Origin of the sequence: Pseudomonas sputi (assembly GCF_021603585.1) — a bacterium.
GTDB classification, from domain to species: Bacteria; Pseudomonadota; Gammaproteobacteria; order Pseudomonadales; family Pseudomonadaceae; genus Aquipseudomonas; species Aquipseudomonas sputi.
The window spans coordinates 1-16,431 of sequence record NZ_BQHI01000016.1 but is presented as its reverse complement, the minus strand read 5'-3'; the positions used below and the strand labels follow the sequence as shown (position 1 = coordinate 16,431).

At 62.2% G+C, this 16,431-nt stretch carries 16 protein-coding genes; 14 read left to right on the top strand and 2 right to left on the bottom strand.

Features of this window, described 5'->3' with window-relative positions; translation table 11 throughout:
* Positions 1-26: 26 nt before the first annotated feature.
* From flhA to L6D81_RS19965, 14 genes are all read left to right on the top strand, one after another.
* Positions 27-2,156, top strand: a complete 2,130-nt coding sequence (gene flhA, locus L6D81_RS20030) for a flagellar biosynthesis protein FlhA (RefSeq protein ID WP_236181609.1) — start codon at positions 27-29, stop codon at positions 2,154-2,156.
* Between the two features lie 11 nt (positions 2,157-2,167).
* Entirely contained in the window at positions 2,168-3,508 is a 1,341-nt protein-coding gene (gene flhF / locus L6D81_RS20025; RefSeq protein ID WP_236181608.1) for a flagellar biosynthesis GTPase FlhF, read from the top strand.
* 113 nt (positions 3,509-3,621) lie between these two features.
* Positions 3,622-4,452, top strand: a complete 831-nt coding sequence (gene fleN / locus L6D81_RS20020; RefSeq protein ID WP_003222917.1) for a flagellar synthesis regulator FleN — start codon at positions 3,622-3,624, stop codon at positions 4,450-4,452.
* Entirely contained in the window at positions 4,449-5,189 is a 741-nt protein-coding gene (fliA, locus tag L6D81_RS20015; protein WP_115077011.1) for an RNA polymerase sigma factor FliA, read from the top strand. The genes fleN and fliA overlap by 4 nt, the downstream gene beginning before the upstream one ends.
* A 167-nt stretch (positions 5,190-5,356) precedes the next feature.
* On the top strand, positions 5,357-5,728 hold the full coding sequence (locus tag L6D81_RS20010) for a chemotaxis response regulator CheY (RefSeq protein WP_003183998.1): 372 nt from the start codon (positions 5,357-5,359) through the stop codon (positions 5,726-5,728).
* A 17-nt stretch (positions 5,729-5,745) separates the two neighbouring features.
* Positions 5,746-6,534, top strand: a complete 789-nt coding sequence (locus L6D81_RS20005) for a protein phosphatase CheZ (RefSeq protein WP_236181607.1) — start codon at positions 5,746-5,748, stop codon at positions 6,532-6,534.
* Positions 6,535-6,588: 54 nt separating this feature from the next.
* Entirely contained in the window at positions 6,589-8,859 is a 2,271-nt protein-coding gene (locus tag L6D81_RS20000; protein WP_236181606.1) for a chemotaxis protein CheA, read from the top strand.
* Positions 8,860-8,908: 49 nt separating this feature from the next.
* On the top strand, positions 8,909-10,045 hold the full coding sequence (locus tag L6D81_RS19995; RefSeq protein ID WP_236181605.1) for a protein-glutamate methylesterase/protein-glutamine glutaminase: 1,137 nt from the start codon (positions 8,909-8,911) through the stop codon (positions 10,043-10,045).
* The gene (locus tag L6D81_RS19990) at positions 10,045-10,785 is read left to right on the top strand and encodes a flagellar motor protein (RefSeq protein WP_039769734.1); all 741 of its coding nucleotides are present in this window, start codon (positions 10,045-10,047) and stop codon (positions 10,783-10,785) included. Before L6D81_RS19995 ends, L6D81_RS19990 begins: the two co-directional genes overlap by 1 nt.
* A 12-nt stretch (positions 10,786-10,797) precedes the next feature.
* Positions 10,798-11,688: a flagellar motor protein MotD gene (motD, locus tag L6D81_RS19985; RefSeq protein ID WP_011333075.1), complete on the top strand. Its 891-nt coding sequence runs from the start codon at positions 10,798-10,800 to the stop codon at positions 11,686-11,688.
* A gap of 43 nt (positions 11,689-11,731) precedes the next feature.
* On the top strand, positions 11,732-12,520 hold the full coding sequence (locus L6D81_RS19980; RefSeq protein WP_011333076.1) for a ParA family protein: 789 nt from the start codon (positions 11,732-11,734) through the stop codon (positions 12,518-12,520).
* A gap of 2 nt (positions 12,521-12,522) precedes the next feature.
* On the top strand, positions 12,523-13,482 hold the full coding sequence (locus L6D81_RS19975; protein ID WP_236181604.1) for a CheW domain-containing protein: 960 nt from the start codon (positions 12,523-12,525) through the stop codon (positions 13,480-13,482).
* Between the two features lie 85 nt (positions 13,483-13,567).
* Positions 13,568-14,053 (top strand): chemotaxis protein CheW, encoded by a 486-nt coding sequence (locus tag L6D81_RS19970; RefSeq protein ID WP_007959223.1) that lies wholly within the window; start codon positions 13,568-13,570, stop codon positions 14,051-14,053.
* On the top strand, positions 14,054-14,446 hold the full coding sequence (locus L6D81_RS19965) for a DUF2802 domain-containing protein (protein ID WP_236181603.1): 393 nt from the start codon (positions 14,054-14,056) through the stop codon (positions 14,444-14,446).
* Positions 14,447-14,615: 169 nt separating this feature from the next.
* On the opposite strand, the gene L6D81_RS19960 is transcribed toward L6D81_RS19965, so the two are convergent.
* Both L6D81_RS19960 and fliK read right to left on the bottom strand, forming a co-directional pair.
* Entirely contained in the window at positions 14,616-14,945 is a 330-nt protein-coding gene (locus tag L6D81_RS19960; protein WP_236181602.1) for an EscU/YscU/HrcU family type III secretion system export apparatus switch protein, read from the bottom strand.
* Positions 14,942-16,431: flagellar hook-length control protein FliK (fliK, locus tag L6D81_RS19955; RefSeq protein ID WP_236181601.1), on the bottom strand; the 1,490-nt coding region annotated here is incomplete at its 5' end. The genes fliK and L6D81_RS19960, both read right to left, overlap by 4 nt.

Here is a 16,431-nt window from a genome sequence, read left to right as displayed (position 1 = left end):
TTGCTTTAAAGGAACGGGGAAAACCGGTGGATCGCTCTCAGTTATTCAACACTGCTCGCTCGAATGTTGCCGACCTCAGCCGGGGCAATCTGGGTGTGCCGCTGTTGCTGCTGGTCATGCTGGCGATGATGATGTTGCCGGTGCCGCCGTTCCTGCTCGACGTGTTCTTCACCTTCAACATTGCCCTGTCGATCGTCGTGCTGCTGGTCTGCGTGTACGCCTTGCGGCCGCTGGATTTTGCGGTGTTCCCGACGATCCTGCTGGTGGCGACGTTGTTGCGGCTGGCGCTGAACGTGGCGTCGACGCGGGTGGTGATGCTCCACGGTCAGGACGGCCACGCCGCGGCCGGCAAGGTGATCCAGGCCTTCGGTGAGGTGGTGATCGGCGGTAACTACGTGGTCGGTGTCGTGGTCTTCGCGATTTTGATGATCATCAACTTCGTCGTGGTGACCAAGGGTGCCGGGAGGATTTCCGAGGTGAGCGCGCGTTTCACCCTCGATGCGATGCCCGGCAAGCAAATGGCGATCGACGCCGACCTCAACGCCGGCCTGATCGACCAGGCCCAGGCCAAGGCCCGTCGTCAGGAAGTTGCCCAGGAGGCAGAGTTCTACGGTTCGATGGACGGTGCCAGCAAGTTCGTCCGTGGTGACGCCATCGCCGGTTTGCTGATTCTGTTCATCAACCTGATCGGCGGCATTGCTGTCGGTATCTTCCAGCACAACATGAGCTTCGCCGACGCCGGCAAGGTCTACGCCTTGCTGACCATCGGTGACGGTTTAGTGGCGCAATTGCCATCACTGTTGTTATCTACAGCAGCAGCGATCATGGTGACCCGTGCTTCCGGTTCGGAAGACATGGGCAAGCAGATCAATCGCCAGATGTTCGCCTCGCCCAAAGCGCTGGCGGTGGCGGCCGGTCTGATGGCAGTCATGGGCCTGGTGCCGGGCATGCCGCACTTCTCGTTCCTGAGCATGGCTGCGCTGGCTGCCGGTGCTGCTTACCTGTTCTGGAAGAAGCAGAACGTGGCCAAGGTCATCGCGCTGGAAGAGGTCAAGCGCCAGCAGGAACTGCTGCCGTCGCCGGCCCGCGCCATGGAAACCAAGGAGCTGGGCTGGGACGACGTGACCCCGATCGACATGATCGGCCTGGAAGTCGGCTACCGCCTGATTCCATTGGTGGACCGCAACCAGGGCGGGCAATTGCTGGCGCGGATCAAGGGCGTGCGCAAGAAGCTCTCGCAGGATCTGGGCTTCCTGATGCCGACTGTGCACATTCGCGACAACCTCGACCTGGCGCCGAGCGCCTATCGTCTGACCCTGATGGGCGTGATCCTGGCCGAAGCCGAGATCTATCCGGATCGCGAACTGGCGATCAACCCGGGTCAGGTCTACGGCACGCTCAACGGCATCACCGCCAAAGATCCGGCTTTCGGCCTGGAGGCGGTGTGGATCGAGGTCAGCCAGCGGGCTCAGGCGCAATCGCTCGGTTACACCGTGGTCGATGCCAGCACCGTGGTCGCCACGCACTTGAACCAGATTCTGTACAAGCACTCCAGCGAGCTGATCGGTCACGAAGAAGTGCAGCAATTGATGCAATTGCTGGCCAAGAGCTCGCCGAAACTGGCTGAAGAGCTGGTGCCGGGCGTGGTCACGCTGTCGCAATTGCTCAAGGTGCTGCAGGCGTTGCTGGCCGAACACGTGCCGGTGCGCGATATCCGCAGCATTGCCGAAGCCATCGCCAACAATGCCGCCAAGAGTCAAGATACCGCCGCTTTGGTGGCCGCTGTGCGGGTCGGCGTATCCCGCGCCATCGTCCAAAGCATTGTAGGGACTGAGTCGGAGCTGCCAGTTATCACGCTGGAGCCAAGGTTGGAACAAATATTGCTCAATAGTCTGCAGAAGGCAGGACAAGGCTCGGAAGAGGGCGTTCTGCTGGAGCCGAGCATGGCCGAGAAGCTGCAGCGTTCGCTGATCGAAGCGGCGCAGCGCCAGGAAATGCAAGGTCAGCCGGTGATCCTGTTGGTAGCAGGCCCGGTTCGCGCGATGCTCTCGCGCTTTGGTCGCCTGGCAGTTCCCGGACTGCATGTGCTGGCCTACCAGGAAATTCCGGACAACAAGCAAGTGACCATCGTTGCGACAGTAGGGCCCAACGGCTGAGGTAGTGGTTTATGCAAGTTAAGCGTTTTTTTGCCGCCGATATGCGTCAGGCCATGAAGCTGGTTCGTGATGAGCTGGGCGCTGATGCCGCTATCATTGGCAACCGCCGCATCGCCGGCGGCGTCGAGCTGACGGCGGCGCTCGATTACAAACTGTCGGCGTTGGCCCCGCGTGTTCCGAACATGGAGCTCGAGGACGAGCTGCGCAAGACCCAGTCGCGCATCGTTACCGCCCAGGCCGAACTGAGTCTGCGTGGCGAGGCCGACGGCAACACCAATCGCCAGCTGTTCGCCGGGCTGCCGTTGACGGCCGGCCTGCCGCTGACCGCCGCCGAACCGTTGACCGAACCGACCTATGAGGCGCCGGCCCGTCCGGTACCGGCGCCTGCACCGGCTGCCGCAGGCGTCGACCCGCGTGCACTGGACTCGATGCGTTTCGAGCTCAACAGCCTGCGCGAGCTGATGGAAGTGCAACTCGGCACCCTGGCCTGGAACCAACTGCAAGGCAGCCGTCCGGCCCAGGCCAATCTGTACCGTCGTCTGCAACGCATCGGTTTGTCCGGCCCGCTGTCCCGCGATCTGCTGTCGATGATCACCGAGATCGACGAGCCCCGTCAGGCCTGGCGCATGCTGCTGGCGCATCTGGCACGAATGATCGCCGTACCGGAAGTCGAGCCGCTGGAAGAGGGCGGGGTGATTGCCATGGTCGGCCCGGCCGGCATGGGCAAGACCACCACCCTGGCCAAACTGGCCGCCCGCTACGTGCTCAAGTACGGCGCGCAGAACATCGCGCTGGTGAGCATGGACAGTTTCCGTATCGGCGCCCAGGAGCAGCTCAAGACGCTGGGCCGTATCCTCAATGTTTCGGTGACCCACGTCGATCCGGGCCAGTCCCTGGTGCAGGCGCTGGATCCACTGCTGCGCAAACGCGTGGTGCTGATCGATACCGCCGGCCTGCAAGCCAGCGATCCGGCCCTGCGCATGCAGCTGGAAAGTCTGGCCGGTCGTGGCATTCGGTCGAAAAATTATCTGGTGCTGGCAACCACCAGCCAGAAACAGGTTCTAACCGCCGCTTATCACAGTTACAAGCGTTGCGGGCTCGCCGGGTGCATCCTGACTAAACTGGATGAAACGGCCAGCCTTGGCGAAGTGCTGAGTCTGGCAATCAGTCACGAACTGCCGGTCGCCTACCTGACCGATGGGCCGCGTATTCCGGATGATCTGCATCTGCCGCGCCGTCATCAACTGGTCAGCCGCGCCGTCAGTGTGCAAATGCAGGAAGAACCCAGCGAAGAAGCCATGGCTGACATGTTCGCTGATATCTACCACAGTCCGACCAAGCAGGTTGGCTGAGGTAATGAACCGTTTTTGTACCTACATCGATGGTCTGCCATGCATTGTTCCGGTTGTGAACGCGCAGCCAGTAATGTGGCCTCCGTCTATGCAAGACAAGGTAAAGAAATAACATGGGCAGCATGCATCCCGTACAGGTGATCGCGGTGACCGGCGGCAAAGGTGGCGTCGGCAAGACTAATGTGTCAGTGAACTTGTCCCTGGCCCTGGCAGAGCTTGGCCGTCGGGTCATGCTGCTGGACGCCGACCTGGGGCTGGCGAACGTCGACGTTCTGCTGGGCCTCACACCCAAACGCACCCTGGCCGACGTGATCGAAGGCCGCTGCGAGCTGCGCGACGTGCTGTTGCAGGGCCCCGGCGGGATCCGCATCGTGCCGGCCGCTTCCGGCACCCAGAGCATGGTTCACCTGAGCCCGGCCCAGCATGCCGGCCTGATTCAGGCGTTCAGTGACATCGGCGACAATCTCGATGTGCTGGTGATCGACACCGCTGCGGGTATTGGTGACTCGGTAGTCAGTTTTGTTCGCGCAGCCCAGGAAGTGTTGCTGGTGGTGTGCGACGAGCCGACCTCGATCACCGACGCCTACGCGCTGATCAAACTGCTGAACCGCGATTACGGCATGAACCGCTTCCGCGTCCTGGCCAACATGGCCCAGAGCCCACAGGAAGGTCGCAATCTGTTCGCCAAGTTGACCAAGGTCACGGATCGCTTCCTCGACGTCGCCCTACAATACGTCGGCGCGGTGCCCTACGACGAAAGCGTGCGCAAGGCGGTGCAGAAGCAGCGTGCGGTCTATGAAGCCTTCCCGCGTTCCAAGTGCGCGCTGGCGTTCAAGGCGATCGCACAGAAGGTCGACACCTGGCCGCTGCCCGCCAACCCGCGTGGCCACCTCGAATTTTTCGTCGAGCGCCTCGTGCAGCAAACGGCAGGACCTGTGCTATGACCGCCAGCGGTATGAATTTCTACAAGAAGTCGGCGCGTGACGCGCAGTACGAGCTGATCGAGCGTTACGCGCCACTGGTCAAACGCATCGCCTACCACTTGCTGGCGCGATTGCCGGCCAGTGTGCAGGTCGAAGACCTGATCCAGGCCGGGATGATCGGCCTGCTCGAAGTCTCGACCAAATACGACGCCAGCAAGGGCGCCAGTTTTGAGACATACGCGGGCATCCGGATCCGCGGCGCGATGCTCGATGAAGTACGCAAGGGGGACTGGGCGCCACGCTCGGTTCACCGCAATACCCGTATGGTCAGCGACGCGATTCGTGCAATTGAAGCTAAAACCGGCCGTGACGCTAAAGATCACGAAGTTGCGGCCGAACTCCAATTGAGTCTCGACGATTACTACGGGATTTTGAACGACACCCTGGGCAGCCGCCTGTTCAGTTTCGACGACCTGTTGCAGGACGGCGAACACGAAGGGCTGCACGAGGATGGCGCCAGTGCTCATCTGGAGCCGTCGCGCGATCTGGAAGACGAACGTTTCCAGGCCGCGCTGGCGGACGCGATTGCCAATTTGCCGGAGCGTGAGCGACTGGTGTTGGCGCTGTACTACGACGAAGAGCTGAACCTCAAGGAGATCGGTGAAGTCCTTGGCGTCAGTGAATCGCGGGTCAGCCAGTTACACAGCCAGTGCGCGGCCCGCTTGCGGGGGCGTTTGGGGGAGTGGCGAGCGCGCTGAAGGCAGTGTGGGGACACTGTGAACGAGGCTGGTGCGGTGGTGAACGGCACCGGTCTTGCTCTGTTGTGCTCCAGACAGTCATCGAGTGTTTTGCCGGATTGATTGAAATGGCGCGTCCAGGTGCTGGGCGCGTTTAAGACTGCTTGGAGGTCGAATTGAACAAAGACATGAAAATCCTCATCGTTGATGACTTCTCAACGATGCGGCGGATCATCAAGAATCTGTTGCGTGATCTGGGGTTCACCAACACGGTCGAGGCCGACGATGGCACCACTGCCATTCCGGTGCTCAACAGCGGCAGCATCGACTTTCTGGTAACGGACTGGAACATGCCCGGCATGACCGGCATCGACCTGCTGCGCCACGTGCGCGCCGATGAAAAGCTCAAGCACCTGCCGGTGCTGATGGTGACCGCTGAAGCCAAGCGCGAGCAGATCATCGAAGCGGCCCAGGCCGGCGTGAACGGCTACGTGGTCAAACCTTTCACGGCTCAGGCGCTGAAAGAAAAAATCGAGAAGATTTTCGAACGCATCGGCTGATGACGCGCGGGGGAGCTATGGAGCATAACGAATCTTCACAGGGCGATTTCGAGTCGACCCTGAAAAAACACGCGGTCGAACTGGTCGAAAGCCTTGAGAAAGGCAAGTTCGGCGACGCGGTGCAACTGATCCATGAGCTCAATCAGACCCGTGACCGTGGCCTGTACCAGGAAGTGGGCAAGCTCACGCGTGAACTGCACAGTGCGATCGTCAATTTCCAGATCGATCCGCACATGCCGCAGGCCGAGGAAGTGTCGCAGATTACCGACGCTACCGAGCGCCTGGGCTACGTGGTCAAACTGACCGAAGCTGCCGCCAACCGCACCATGGATCTGGTGGAAAGCGCGACCCCTGTGGTCAATGGCCTGGCTAACGAAGCCCAGGCCTTGAGCGCCGATTGGGGCCGTTTCATGCGCCGTGAGGTCGGGGCTGAAGAGTTCCGTGAACTGGCGCGCCGGGTCGACGGTTTTCTGGCACGCAGCAGCGCGGACAACCGCGCGGTGTCGAGCAATCTGAACGACATTCTGCTCGCCCAGGATTACCAGGACCTCACCGGCCAGGTGATCAAGCGCGTGACCCAGTTGGTCACCGAAGTCGAAAGCAACCTGCTCAAGCTCGTGCTCATGGCCAGCCAGGTGGACCGCTTTGCGGGCATCGAACATGACCGTGCGGCGATGCTTGCTGAAAAAGATCCACAAAAACATCTCTCGCAGGGTGAAGGTCCGCAGATTCATGCCGATAAACGAGAAGACGTTGTGTCCGGTCAGGACGATGTGGACGATTTGTTATCCAGCCTTGGATTCTAGAGTTTTGGAATTCTAGGTTTTTTGGGTTTTTAGACCTGTAGGAGCACCCCATTAATGAGCTTCGGCGCCGATGAAGAGATCCTTCAGGATTTCCTGGTTGAGGCCGGCGAGATTCTTGAGCAACTGTCCGAACAACTGGTCGAGCTGGAAAGCCGCCCGGATGACGCAGATCTGCTCAACGCAATTTTTCGCGGTTTCCACACTGTAAAAGGGGGCGCCGGCTTCCTTCAGCTCAACGAGCTGGTGGAGTGCTGTCACATCGCCGAAAACGTGTTCGACATCCTGCGCAAGGGTGAACGACGCGTCGATGCAGAACTGATGGACGTGGTGCTCGAAGCGCTGGACGCGGTGAACAGCATGTTCAGCGAAGTCCGCGATCGCAGCCCGATCACCGCCGCCACCCCGGAACTGCTGGCCGCCCTGGCGCGTCTGGCCGAACCGCAATCGGCGGATGAAGCCCCGGCTTCGCCGGTTGCCGAGATGATCGAAGAGCTGGTCGTCGAAGGCGATTCGGGCGACATCACCGATAACGAATTTGAACAGTTGCTGGACTCGCTGAATGCCGTCAAGGCCGAAGCCGAAGCCCCGGCGGCTGCCGCTGCGCCTGCTTCCGCCGAAGCGGCCAGCGATGAAATCACCGACGCCGAGTTCGAGTCGCTGCTCGACCAGTTGCATGGCAAAGGCCAGTTCGCGGCCGACGCCGTGGCTCCGGCGGCCGCTGCGCCTGCTGCTCCGGCGGCGGGCGACAGCTCGGACATCACCGACGACGAATTCGAAGCGTTGCTCGATCAGTTGCACGGCAAGGGCAACTTTGCCGTCGATGCGCTGGAGTCGGCGATTGCTTCGGTGCCTGCGCCGGCTGCTCCGGCCGCCGCTGCGGCCGGTAGCGATCTGATCACCGACCACGAGTTCGAATCGCTGCTCGATGATCTGCATGGCAAAGGCAAGTTCACTGACGTCGCCACCGGTGCCGTCGTGACTGCCGGCAACGCTTCGGCGGTTGCAGCGCCGGCTGCGAAGGCCCCGGCCGCTGCGGCAAAACCTGCTGCGAAAGCGCCTGAACCGAAAGCCGAACCGGCCAAGCCAGCCGCCGCTGCGGCACCGGCTCCGGCCCGTGCACCGGCGACGCCGCCACCGGAAAAACCGGCGAGCGAAGCCGAGACCACCGTGCGTGTGGACACCGCGCGTCTCGACGAAATCATGAACATGGTCGGCGAGCTGGTGCTGGTGCGTAACCGTCTGGTGCGCCTGGGCCTGAACAGCGGCGACGAGTCGATGCAGAAGGCCGTGTCGAACCTCGACGTGGTCACCGCCGACTTGCAGACCGCGGTGATGAAGACCCGGATGCAGCCGATCAAGAAAGTCTTCGGCCGCTTCCCGCGTCTGGTTCGCGACCTGGCGCGTCAGCTCAAGAAAGAGATCAACCTGGAACTGGTGGGCGAAGAGACCGACCTGGACAAGAACCTCGTCGAGGCCCTGGCCGACCCGCTGGTCCACTTGGTGCGCAACGCGGTCGACCACGGTATCGAGTCGCCGGAAGAACGCGAAGCCTCGGGCAAGGCCCGTGGCGGCAAGGTGATCCTGGCGGCCGAGCAGGAAGGCGACCACATCCTGCTGTCGATCTCCGACGACGGCAAAGGCATGGACCCTAACGTCCTGCGTGCCATCGCCGTGAAACGCGGTGTGATGGACAAGGATGCCGCCGATCGCCTGAGCGATACCGAGTGCTACAACCTGATTTTCGCCCCGGGGTTCTCGACCAAGACCGAGATCTCCGACGTATCCGGCCGCGGTGTCGGCATGGACGTGGTGAAGACCAAGATTTCCCAGCTCAACGGTTCGATCAACATCTACTCGACCAAGGGCCAGGGTTCGAAGATCGTCATCAAGGTGCCGCTGACGCTGGCGATCATGCCGACCCTGATGGTGATGCTCGGCAATCAGGCGTTCGCGTTCCCGCTGGTGAACGTCAACGAAATTTTCCACCTCGACCTGTCGACCACCAACGTGGTGGACGGTCAGGAAGTGGTGATCGTGCGGGACAAGGCGCTGCCATTGTTCTACCTCAAGCGCTGGCTGGTCAGCTCCGCCGCTCACGAAGAGCAGCGCGAAGGCCATGTGGTGATCCTTTCGGTGGGCACCCAGCGGATCGGCTTCGTCGTCGATCAACTGGTCGGTCAGGAAGAAGTGGTCATCAAGCCATTGGGCAAGATGCTCCAGGGAACTCCGGGCATGTCCGGCGCCACCATCACCGGTGACGGCCGCATTGCACTGATTCTCGATGTTCCGAGCATGCTCAAGCGTTACGCCGCACGGCGTATTTGAATCCGGGGTGGCGGGGCGACGACGTCCCGCCGCACCTAATGGAGTGTTTATGGCAGTCAAAGTCCTGGTGGTGGACGATTCGGGTTTTTTCCGCCGCCGCGTCTCGGAAATTCTTTCAGCGGATCCGAGCATCCAGGTTGTCGGCACGGCAACCAACGGTAAAGAGGCGATCGATCAGGCCCTGGCCCTCAAGCCGGACGTGATCACCATGGACTACGAGATGCCGATGATGGATGGCATCACGGCCGTGCGGCACATCATGCAGCGCTGCCCGACGCCGGTGTTGATGTTCTCCTCGCTGACACACGAAGGCGCCCGGGTCACCCTGGATGCGCTGGATGCCGGCGCGGTGGATTTCCTGCCGAAGAATTTCGAAGACATCTCCCGTAATCCGGAGAAGGTCAAGCAACTGCTGTGCGAGAAGGTTCACAGCATCTCGCGCAGCAACCGTCGTTTCAGTGCCTACAGTGCGCCGGCGCCTGCCGCTGCACCGACGCCTGCGCCGGCGGCTCCTGCGCCGTCGAGCTTCAGCAGTCACAGCAGCGCTGCGGCCCGTCCGGCACCTGCGCCTGCACCGACGCGTGCGCCAGCAGCCAGCGCGTCGTCGCCGGCGCCGAAACGCAAGAACTACAAGCTCGTGGCGATTGGTACATCGACCGGCGGCCCGGTTGCCCTGCAACGGGTCCTGACCCAGTTGCCGGCCAGCTTCCCGGCGCCGATCGTGCTGATCCAGCACATGCCGGCAGCGTTCACCAAGGCCTTCGCCGAGCGTCTGGACAAGCTGTGCCGCATCAGCGTCAAGGAAGCCGAGGATGGCGACATCCTGCGTCCGGGCCTGGCGCTGCTGGCACCGGGTGGCAAGCAGATGATGATCGACGGCCGTGGCGCGGTGAAAATCCTGCCGGGCGACGAGCGTCTGAACTACAAGCCGTGCGTGGACATCACTTTCGGTTCTGCAGCCAAATCCTACAGCGACAAAGTTCTGGCGGTCGTACTGACCGGCATGGGCGCCGATGGCCGCGAAGGCGCACGCCTGCTCAAGCAGGGCGGCAGCACGGTCTGGGCTCAGGACGAAGCCAGTTGCGTGATCTACGGCATGCCGATGGCCATCGTCAAGGCTGACCTCGCCGACGCGGTGTACAGCCTGGACGATATCGGCAAGCACATCGTCGAGGCGTGCGTCTGATGGATGTTCTAAGCCTTATCGGGATCATCATGGCGTTCGTCGCCATCATCGGCGGCAACTACCTTGAAGGTGGTCACCTCGGCGCGCTGGCCAACGGCCCGGCGGCGCTGATCGTGCTCGGTGGCACCATCGGTGCCGCGCTGCTGCAATCGCCGATGAGCGCGTTCAAGCGCGCCATGCAGATTCTGGCCTGGATCTTTTTTCCGCCGCGTGTCGACTTGGCCGGCGGCATCGACCGCGTGGTCAACTGGAGCCTCACCGCCCGCAAGGAAGGCCTGCTGGGCCTGGAAGGCGTGGCGGATGCCGAGCCCGACGCCTACTCGCGCAAGGGCCTGCAACTGCTGGTCGACGGCGCCGAGCCGGAAGCGATCCGCAGCATCCTCGAAGTGGATTTCTACACCCAGGAAGCCCGCGACATCGAAGCCGCCAAAGTCTTTGAAAGCATGGGCGGCTACGCGCCGACCATCGGCATCATCGGTGCGGTGATGGGCCTGATCCACGTGATGGGCAACCTGGCCGATCCGTCGCAGCTGGGCAACGGGATCGCGGTCGCGTTCGTCGCCACCATCTACGGTGTGGCCAGTGCCAACCTGATCCTGTTGCCGGTGGCTGCCAAGCTCAAGTCAATCGCGTTGCGACAGTCGCGTTATCGCGAAATGTTGTTGGAAGGGATCTTGTCGATCGCTGAAGGTGAAAACCCACGCTCCATCGAGTTGAAGCTTCAGGGCTTCATGGATTAAGGGACTGACCTCATGGCACGTCGTCGCCAGCATGAAGAGCACGTAAACCATGAACGCTGGCTGGTTTCCTACGCCGACTTCATCACCTTGCTCTTTGCCTTTTTCGTGGTGATGTACTCCATCTCATCGATCAACGAAGGCAAGTACAAGATCATCTCCGAAGCGTTGATCGGGGTCTTCACCGACTCCGACCGCGCGCTCAAGCCGATCCCGATCGGTGAAGAACGACCGAAGACCGTGACCCCGGCCAAGCCGCTGGTCAAGGACGCCGAACAGGTCGACGCCGGTATCGCCGGGGCCAGTGATCCGCTGAAAAGCATCGCCGATGACATCAGTGCCGCGTTCGGCGACCTGATCTCCTCGAACCAGATGACCGTGCGCGGCAACGAGCTGTGGGTCGAGATCGAACTCAACTCCAGCCTGTTGTTCGGCAGCGGTGATGCGATGCCGAGCGACATCGCGTTCAACATCATCGACAAGGTCGCGGCGATCCTCAAACCGTTCGACAACCCGATCCATGTCGAAGGCTTCACCGACGATCAGCCGATCCGCACCGCGCAGTACCCGACCAACTGGGAACTGTCCTCGGCGCGTTCGGCGAGCATCGTGCGCATGCTGGCGATGCAGGGGGTGAACCCCGGGCGCCTGGCGTCGGTGGGCTACGGCGAATTCCAGCCGGTGGCCAACAATGCCACCGCCGAAGGCCGGGCGAAGAACCGTCGTGTGGTGCTGGTGGTGTCGCGCAATCTCGATGTGCGCCGCAGCCTGACGGGCACCGGAACCGCTCACGCGCAACCGGATGCCGCGTTGAAGCGTGCTGGCACACAAACTGCACCGACCCCGGTCAAGACGCCGGGACGCGAGAGTGCCGTCAATTCTCCGTCGCCCGCATTAATACGCTGAACCATGTCTCGGCCGAGTATCCCGGCCGGGAGGAACGATCCGAATGAGAGTCTGGGCAGTCGCCAATCAAAAGGGTGGTGTTGGTAAAACCACTTCTTCCATCGCTTTAGCCGGGTTGCTGGCGGAGGCGGGCAAGCGCGTGGTCGTGGTCGATCTCGACCCGCACGGCTCGATGACCAGCTATTTCGGTTACGACCCCGACAGCCTGGAGCACAGCAACTACGACCTGTTTCTGCACAAGGGCGGCGTGCCGCAGGGTTTGCCGGGCCAGTTGCTGCTGTCGACCAGCGACGAGCGCATTTCTCTGTTGCCATCGAGCACCGCACTGGCCACCCTCGAGCGCCAGTCGCCGGGGCAGAGCGGCCTGGGCCTGGTGATCGCCAAGAGTCTGGCGCAGCTGTGGCAGGACTTCGATTACGCGATCATCGACAGCCCGCCGTTGCTCGGCGTGCTGATGGTCAACGCCCTGGCCGCGAGTCAGCAACTGGTGATCCCGGTGCAGACCGAGCACCTGGCCGTCAAAGGTCTGGAGCGCATGGTCAACACCCTGGCGATGATCAACCGCTCGCGCAAACAGGCGCTGCCGTTCAGCATCGTGCCGACCCTGTTCGACCGCCGCACCCAGGCGTCGATGGGCACCCTGCGCGTGCTGCGTGACAAATTCCCTGACGAGATCTGGCAGGGTTACATCCCGGTCGATACCCGTCTGCGCGACGCCAGTCGCGCCGGTGTCACCCCTTCGCAGTTCGACGGCAAGAGCCGGGGCGTGCTGGCTTATCGCGCGCTGCTCAAGCATCTGCTGGCGCAGCAACTCGTTCCGCAGGTGGCTTGAGCATGAATCGGCCGATCAAGCTGACGTCCAAGCCGCAACTGGCGCTGCAGTCCTATCTGGACGGCTTGCTGCAGGAAGTGACGGACGAGGTCGAGCAACCAGTCGTTGCGCCGGTCGAGGTGGTCGAGACCGCTGCGGCACTCGATGAATTCCAGGCCGCGGTGCTTGAAGAGCAGGCCCGGGATGCGCAAAAAGCCGCCCGGCCGGTGGCCCCGGTTGCAGCGCCTGCCGCTGTGGTAGCCAAGGCACCTGCGACGTTGATCAAAGAGCCTGAGCCGGTGCGCGTGGTATCGACGCTGGCGCCGCTGCTGCAAACCCGACTTCTGCAAACGCCTCCGGTTCCGGCAGAGCCAGAGCCAGAGCCCGAGCCTGTAGCGCCTGCGCCAGCCCCGGCCGAACCGACCCTGGTGGCGCCGCTGGTCGAAGTGCACTTGCCGCCCAGCAACACGCCGCCACCGGTGGACACCGACGGCCGTCCGGCCTGGGCTTCGGAAGCGTTCGAATGCCTGTTGTTCGACGTGGCCGGCCTGACGCTGGCGGTGCCGCTGGTGTGCCTGGGTTCGATCTATTCGCTGGCCGGCCATGAACTGACGCCGCTGTTCGGTCAGCCGGAATGGTTCCTCGGCATCTTGCCGAGCCAGGCTGGCAACCTGAAGGTGCTGGACACCGCACGCTGGGTCATGCCAGACCGTTACCGCGATGATTTCCGTCAGGGCCTGCAATACGTGATTTCGGTGCAGGGTTACGAGTGGGGCCTGGCGGTGCATCAGGTCAGTCGCTCGTTGCGCCTGGATCCGAATGAAATCAAATGGAGAAGTCACCGGGGTCAGCGGCCATGGCTCGCCGGCACGGTGATTGAACACATGTGCGCCTTGCTCGATGTCTCCGCACTGGCCGAGTTGATCGCCAGCGGTGGGGCAAAGCACATGCCCGGCAGTAAGCCGAACCACAAACCGACATAACGCTTACATAACAGACAGGCGCTGGCCCTTGAAGCCGGCGCACAGAACACACACCGCCAGGCGCGGTTTTTCGAGGGGCTAGGGTATGAACGACAAGGCTACGGCGGCAAAGGGTTCCGAAGATCCGATCCTGCAATGGGTGACCTTCAAGCTGGACAACGAAACCTACGGCATCAACGTGATGCGCGTTCAGGAAGTCCTGCGCTACACCGAGATCGCTCCGGTTCCGGGTGCGCCAAGCTACGTGCTGGGCATCATCAACCTGCGCGGCAACGTGGTGACCGTGATCGACACCCGTCAGCGCTTCGGCCTGATGAGCGGTGAGATCAGCGACAACACCCGTATCGTCATCATCGAAGCCGACAAGCAAGTGGTCGGTATCATGGTCGACAGCGTGGCTGAAGTGGTTTATCTGCGTCAGTCGGAAATCGAGACCGCACCGAACGTCGGTAACGAAGAGTCGGCCAAGTTCATCCAGGGCGTGTGCAACAAGAACAACGAGTTGCTGATCCTGGTCGAGCTGGACAAGATGATGAGCGAAGAAGAATGGTCGGAACTGGAGAACATCTGATTGATTCTCGAGGTAGCGGTCATTGTCCTGTTCCTGTTCTGGGCAGGCACGCTGGCAATGTTTCTGGCGTACATCAAGGCGCAGCGGGTAATCGCTGCGCAACAGGCCCAGGGCGATGCGCTGCGTGATCAGCGCATCAAGGACCTGGCCAAGCGTGTCGACGATTACCAGAACGGCAATGTGCGCATGGGCGAAGCCCTGCACGAGCTGCGCGCGGTGGTCAGTCCGATTCCGGACAAGCTTTCCCAGCTCGAACAGCGTGACCCCTCGAGCCTGTCTTTCGCCCAGGCGGCGAAACTGGTGGGGATGGGCGCGAGTGTCGATGAGCTGACCCAGTCCTGCGGGTTGACCCAGGCTGAGGCAGAGTTGATGCGCAAGCTGCACAAGAACTAGTTGTCACACCGTGATCATTCCCGCGCTCTGCGTGGGAATGCCTCTTGGGACGCTCCGCGTTCCGCGTGTGTACGGTGACGCAGAGCGTCACGGGCGGGTGTTCCCACGCAGAGCGTGGGAACAATCAGCGAAAGAACGCAGTCATCGATGACTGCGTTTTTTTTTGCCTTCAGTAATCGTCGCCACGCTCGGTGATGTCTTTCTCGACCATCGGTGCATCCGGGACGTGTCCTGCCGGGAACTTGCCCTTGAGGTTCCAGGCAAACGCGATGATCTCGGCGATCGTGCGGTACAGCTCCTCCGGGATGCTGTCACCCAGTTCCATCCGTGCCAGCAACTTCACCAGTTCGGCGTTTTCGTAGATCGGCACTTCATAGTCGCGGGCGATCCGCAGGATTTCTTCGGCCAGTTCTTCGTCGCCCTTGGCGGTGAGGGTCGGGGCGTGGCTGCCGTCGTATTTGAGGGCGATGGCCTGGCGTGGAGCGGTGGTGTCATTCATGCGGTTTCGTCGACCCAGCGGTGTTCGAGGCGGGTTTGGATGCCTTGTGGCGGAGTGCCGAGGTGGCAGTCGAGGTCGCCGACGTTCAGCCCGGAATCCAGCAGGCGCTGGCGCAGTGCGGTCAGGTTGCTTTCGATCAGGCTCGCAGTGTACGGCCGCTCGGCCCACAACTGGCTGGACAGGCTGCCGCTGATCAACTGTGCCTGAATCTGCATCGGCCCAAGCGGTTCCATGTCGAACGCCAGCTCGACGCGCCACAGTTGTTGTTTCGGTTCCCGCTCATCGCGACGCTGTTCGTTCGCTTCCTGTTTCTCCGGGGCTTCTTCGCGCTGGAATTTGACCTGCAACGGCACGATGTCCTGCAGGTTGCGCATCGGGATTTCCAGTTGCCAGGTGCTGAGCAGACGGCCGTCGTCGGTGACGCCGGTCTGTTCCAGGCTCGACAGCTGATGGCTTTGCAGGCGCGACACGGCAGCCGCAGCGAGGCGCAGTAGATGTTCCAGATCGCCTTCACCTTCCAGGCTTTGCAGCAGTCGGTCGGGCAGCGGGAAACTGCTCGGCACCGGTTTCGCGCTGACCTGACCGAGCATGCCGAGGGCGTTGCGCACGAAGCTTGGCAATGCCTGAGCCAGTGTGTTGGCGGCGATGATTGCATTCAGGTTGGTGTTGCCGGGCAGGCCGGGGGTGAGCTGGGCGATCAGTTTGAGCAGGTCGGCTTTCATGTCCGGGACCAGCGTCGGGTTCTGCCCGGTCAGCAGTTTGGTCTCCAGGAACACGCCGCTGTTGGCCAGCGCCTGAGCCAGACCCTTTGGAGTGCTCAGTTGCTGCGCGTCCGGCAGGTTGGCGAGCAGTTTGTCCACGGCGGCGCGCAAGTCCCGGGAGGTCTGGTCGGTGGCGGGGGGCAGGCTCTGGAGCATTTTCAGCAAGCCGTCGAGCGAGCCCTGGCGGCTTTGCTGACTGACCAGTTGCTGGCTGACCGCCAGTTGTTCCTGGCGATTGCTCAGCGGCAGGAACTTCAAGGTCTGCGAGTCCTGCACCAGCGCCGACAGCAGGGTGCCGATACGCAACGGTTGCGGACTGTCGATGCTCAGGGTGCTGCCGCTCAACGCGGTGTTGAGCAGGCTGACCATCGAGCGGTACACCGTCGGTTGCCCCGGCACCTGTGGCAAGGCCTGAGCGGTCAGCACCTTGCCTTGCAGCAGCGTGCCGACCGGCAGTTGCGCGGTGTCGATGCGGGTGAGGGTGGCGACGCTGCTGGCGATGGCCTGTTGCACGGTGATCGCCAGATTGCCCGCCGACGGCTGGGTGATCGCCAGGCTGGTGCCCTGGGGCAGCGGCAGATTGCTGGTTGCCTGCACGGTGGTCTGGCGGCCGCTGTCCAGCGTGACCTTGAGCAGCAACTGAAAGGTCTGATCCGCCTGTTTGAGCGACAACACCTCGGCCTTGGCGCTCTGGCCGGCGGCAATCAGCCCGTCGACCGGCGTCA